This is a genomic window from Dehalococcoidales bacterium (assembly GCA_028716225.1).
Taxonomy (GTDB): domain Bacteria; phylum Chloroflexota; class Dehalococcoidia; order Dehalococcoidales; family UBA5760; genus UBA5760.
Genome location: JAQUQE010000092.1, coordinates 1 through 3,846, shown reverse-complemented (window position 1 = coordinate 3,846; position 3,846 = coordinate 1). Strand labels below are relative to the sequence as shown.

The 3,846-nt window shown below is 55.1% G+C and carries 2 tRNA genes and 2 rRNA genes; all 4 read right to left on the bottom strand.

The features are described 5' to 3' along the window. A 23S ribosomal RNA gene (locus PHI12_13960) occupies window positions 1–2,092 on the bottom strand; the annotation flags it as partial. A gap of 160 nt (window positions 2,093–2,252) precedes the next feature. After that, window positions 2,253–2,328, bottom strand: a tRNA-Ala gene (locus PHI12_13955). A gap of 9 nt (window positions 2,329–2,337) precedes the next feature. Further along, window positions 2,338–2,416, bottom strand: a tRNA-Ile gene (locus PHI12_13950). A 151-nt stretch (window positions 2,417–2,567) separates the two neighbouring features. After that, a 16S ribosomal RNA gene (locus PHI12_13945) occupies window positions 2,568–3,846 on the bottom strand; the annotation flags it as partial.

Genomic DNA, 3,846 nt, shown 5'->3' with positions numbered 1-3,846 from the left:
TTACGCCATTCGTGCAGGTCGGAACTTACCCGACAAGGAATTTCGCTACCTTAGGACCGTTATAGTTACGGCCGCCGTTTACCGGCGCTTCGGTTCAGAGCTTCTCCGGGCGAACCCGAATGACCCCTCCCCTTAACGTTCCGGCACCGGGCAGGCGTCAGACCCTATACGTCGTCTTGCGACTTAGCAGAGTCCTGTGTTTTTAGTAAACAGTTGCCACCCCCATTTCTCTGCAACCCCCTTCGGCTCGGGGAGCAAGTCCCTTCACCTAATGGAGGCGCACCTTCTCCCGAAGTTACGGTGCTATTTTGCCGAGTTCCTTAACCAGGGTTCTCTCGAGCGCCTTAGGATATTCTCCCTGCCTACCTGTGTCGGTTTGCAGTACGATCACCTGATGAACTACCTAGAAGCTTTTCTTGGCAGCGTGGGATTAACCAGTTTGCGGGGCAAAGCCCCTCCTCATCACTTCTCGGGGTTAAGGAGCGGCGGATTTGCCTGCCACTCCCCCCTACCGGCTTGAACCGGGACGTCCAACACCCGGATGGCCTACCCTTCTGCGTCCCTCCGTCGGTCACTGCGCATCAGGTGGTGCAGGAATGTCAACCTGCTTTCCATCACCTACGCCTGTCGGCCTCGGCTTAGGGATCGACTAACCCTGGGAAGATTAACTTTACCCAGGAAACCTTAGGCTTACGGCGAAGGGGTTTCTCACCCCTTTTTTCGTTACTCATGTCAGCATAAGCACTTGTCGGACCTCCAGCGCTCCTCACGGTACGCCTTCGCAGGCTACGACAACGCTCCCCTACCGCTCAAGGAAATACCTTGAACCCGCAGCTTCGGTACTAAGCTTGAGCCCCGTTACATTTTCGGCGCAGACCCACTCGACCAGTGAGCTATTACGCATTCTTTAAAGGATGGCTGCTTCTAAGCCAACCTCCTGGCTGTCTGAGCGGATCCACATCCTTTCCCACTTAGCTTAGATTTGGGGACCTTAGCTGGCGGTCTGGGCTGTTTCCCTTTCGCCTACGGATCTTATCACCCGCAGACTGACTCCCGCACTAAAGACACCGGTATTCGGAGTTTGGTTGGGTTTGGTAATCTTGTGAGACCCCTAGTCCATCCAGTGCTCTACCTCCGGCGCTCAACATGCGAGGCTATACCTCAATATATTTCGGGGAGAACCAGCTATCACCGAGTTTGATTAGCCTTTCACTCCTATCCACAGCTCATCCAATAACTTTTCAACGTTAACTGGTTCGGGCCTCCAGTCGGTGTTAACCGACCTTCACCCTGGCCATGGATAGATCACCCGGCTTCGGGTCTACTCCCGGCGACTAATACGCCCTATTCAGACTCGCTTTCGCTACGCCTTCACCTCACGGCTTAAGCTCGCCACCAAGAGTAAGTCGCTGACTCATTATGCAAAAGGCACGCAGTCAGACGAGTAGCCTCGCGACTACTATCGTCCTTCCACAGCTTGTAAGCGATCGGTTTCAGGTTCTATTTCACTCCGCTCCCGCGGTTCTTTTCACCTTTCCCTCACGGTACTGGTTCACTATCGGTCGTTGAGGAGTATTTAGCCTTGGATGATGGTCCACCCGGATTCCCACAGGATTCCACGTGCCCCGTGGTACTCGGGAACCGGTTCCAGAAAGCCATCCCCTTTTCGCTTACAGGGCTGTCACCTTCTACGGCGGGTCTTTCCAGACCCTTCAACTAAAAGGATGGTTGGTAACTTTCCGAGGCGGCGGCAACCGCCTCCAAACCGGCCCCACAACCCCCAAGCGGCAACGCTTGCCGGCTTACACCGCCTGAGTTTGGGCTCTTCCCCGTTCGCTCGCCGCTACTGAGGGAATCTCTGATTTGATTTCTCTTCCTAGGGGTACTGAGATGTTTCACTTCCCCCCGTTCGCCTCGTACACCTATGGATTCAGTGCACGATGACCGGGCATTACCCCGGCCGGGTTGCCCCATTCGGAAATCTCCGGATCACAGCCTGTTTAGCGGCTTCCCGAAGCTTATCGCAGCTAGCCACGTCCTTCATCGCCTCTCAACGCCAAGGCATCCACCGATCGCCCTTAGTAGCTTGACCATAAGCCTTTGCCTTGGGAAACTCCTAAGGACTACTCTCTTCACTTACGATTCACTTGTCAAAGAGCAACGAGGATTAGCTAAATCCCCGGAAAATCTATGGGAACTTACCAGTCAGCCGTCACCGCTTCTTAAAATATCGGCTCACTAGCTTGCTGACCTGGTGGAGGTGAACGGATTCGAACCGATGACCTCCTGCGTGCAAAGCAGGCGCTCTTCCAACTGAGCTACACCCCCTTTATGAAGTGGTGGGCCTAGTTGGAATTGAACCAACGACCTCACGCTTATCAGGCGTGCGCTCTGACCGAAACTGAGCTATAGGCCCTCCGTAGAGAAAGAAAATCAGCCTTCAGGCGCACGCCTTTAGACTGAGGCATAAAGCTCGCTAACTGGCCTGCTTTCTTGCTTTGCTCCCTCAAAACTAAATAGTGAGTGAGTGCGGGTGGAGTTGCTTTTGTTTAAGGTTTGCACCTTAGAAAGGAGGTGATCCAGCCGCAGGTTCCCCTACGGCTACCTTGTTACGACTTCACCCCAATCACCGACCACACCTTAGGCGCCTCCCTCCCGAAGGTTGGGCCAGCGACTTCTGGTACCATCGGCTTTCGTGGTGTGACGGGCGGTGTGTACAAGGCCCGGGAACGTATTCACCGTGGCATGCTGATCCACGATTACTAGCGATTCCAACTTCATGGAGTCGAGTTGCAGACTCCAATCCGAACTGAGGACCGGTTTCTGGGATTGGCTCCCCCTCGCGGGTTGGCTACCCTTTGTACGGTCCATTGTAGCACGTGTGTAGCCCTGGGCATAAAGGCCATGAGGACTTGACGTCGTCCCCACCTTCCTCCGGTTTATCACCGGCAGTCTCTCTAGAGTGGCCCAACTAAATGATGGCAACTAGAGACAAGGGTTGCGCTCGTTGCGGGACTTAACCCAACATCTCACGACACGAGCTGACGACAGCCATGCAGCACCTGTCTTGAGGCTCCCATTGCTGGGCACCCCCAGGTTTCCCTGAGGTTCCTCAGATGTCAAGCCCAGGTAAGGTTCTTCGCGTTGCGTCGAATTAAACCACATGCTCCACCGCTTGTGCGGGCCCCCGTCAATTCCTTTGAGTTTTAACCTTGCGGCCGTAGTCCCCAGGCGGGGCGCTTAATGCGTTAGCTGCGGCACGGAGGGATTAAAAACCCCCCACACCTAGCGCCCATCGTTTACAGCGTGGACTACCAGGGTATCTAATCCTGTTTGCTCCCCACGCTTTCGTGTCTCAGCGTCAGTTTCGGTCCAGGAAGCCGCCTTCGCCACCGGTGTTCCTCCGGATATCTACGAATTTCACCTCTACACCCGGAATTCCGCTTCCCTCTCCCGAACTCAAGCCGACCAGTTTCAAATGCACTTCCGAGGTTGAGCCCCGGGCTTTCACATCTGACTTGACCGGCCGCCTGCACACCCTTTACGCCCAATAATTCCGAATAACGCTTGCACCCTCCGTCTTACCGCGGCTGCTGGCACGGAGTTAGCCGGTGCTTCCTTCGATGGTACCGTCATACCCCAAGGATATTAACCATAGGGCTATTCTTCCCATCTGACAGGGCTTTACGACCCGAAGGCCTTCTTCACCCACGCGGCATCGCTGCGTCAGGGTTTCCCCCATTGCGCAATATTCCTCACTGCTGCCTCCCGTAGGAGTCTGGACCGTGTTCCAGTTCCAGTGTGGCTGATCGTCCTCTCAGACCAGCTACCCATCGTCGCCTTGGT